Here is a 1,156-nt window from a genome sequence, read left to right on the forward strand (position 1 = left end):
CTTTGTCCACTTTCCGTTCTTCGCAGTGCAAAAAAGCGTTGGCGATGGTTTGGGGGTCCAGGTACTTCAGTGCCTTACTGTCGCTCCGGTAGGCGGCTTGCGGGCTGGTGTTACCATCTAACCCGGAGTGCGGCTTGTTCTGGTAGCATTCCTCCAGCCAGACCCCGAACAGTTCGTTTAGCTTATCCAGGGACTGTGGTTTTTCCAGCCTGGCCTCACTTAAAAAAGCATCCACCACCCGGTTAAACCTTTCCACCTTGCCGGTGGCCTCCGGCGATTTGGGCTTGGCGAATACCAGCCGGGTGCCCAGTTTGCTGCAGGTGCGCTGCATCCATTTGGTGCGGTACTGGCGGCCATTGTCGAAGTACACTGCTTCGGGCACCCCGTATTTGTGGATCGCTTTGCGGAAACAGTCTTCCACAATGACCTGGTCCAGGGTGGGGTAGAACTCGCCGTGCAGCACAAAGCGGGTGGCATCGTCGATGAAGGTGACCAGGTAAACCTGCTTTGGGGTGCCGTCTTTGCCGATGGGCAGGTAAGGACCATACTTAATGTCGGAATGCCACAACTGGTTGCGGTATTTCTTCTGGAACCGCCGTGCAGCGACACCGGCATCGGAGTACATCCGCATCTGTCTTGTGCTGTAGCCTTTCTCGGCCAACTTCTCCTGCAGGGTGCTGCGTTTAATCTGCCCTTTCTGGACCAACCCTTCCCACTCCATGATCTGAATGATCTGGGCAACGCTGCGACTGGGTACCTCACGACGAAGCAAGATGGCCTGGGTTAGGATATTTGATGGAATGGCTTCTTCGGTTTGCCGACCTTTGCCTTTAGGTTTTAATCCCCCAAAGCCGTTTGCTCGGTACTGGGCCAGGTATCTGCGCAGCGTGCGATCTGACAGGCCGGTCTGTTGGCAGATGTTTTTCTTGAGTTCTCTAATTTTGGCCGCATCAAGCCCGTCCGCTAGCAGCGGGGATATCAACTGCATCCGCTGGGCGGCAATTTCTTCGGCTTTTTGTTGGTCCTTCATGCTAAAACCTCCTCGTTTTTAGGCTTTAGCATGAGTTTATCTCCCGCCTGTGGTGGACAGGAATGCAGAACGGGTATGTACCCAAGAATTTATATTTACTACCGGACGGACAACTCTAGCTAGCCA

The 1,156-nt window shown here is 54.2% G+C and carries 1 protein-coding gene; it reads right to left on the minus strand.

Annotation, left to right across the window (positions count from 1 at the left end):
- The coding region (locus BM299_RS18785) for a DDE-type integrase/transposase/recombinase (RefSeq protein ID WP_092488085.1) at positions 1–1,030 on the minus strand (1,030 nt) is incomplete at its 3' end.
- Positions 1,031–1,156: the final 126 nt, after the last annotated feature.

Source organism: Desulfoscipio geothermicus DSM 3669 (assembly GCF_900115975.1).
Classification (GTDB): Bacteria; Bacillota; Desulfotomaculia; order Desulfotomaculales; family Desulfallaceae; genus Desulfoscipio; species Desulfoscipio geothermicus.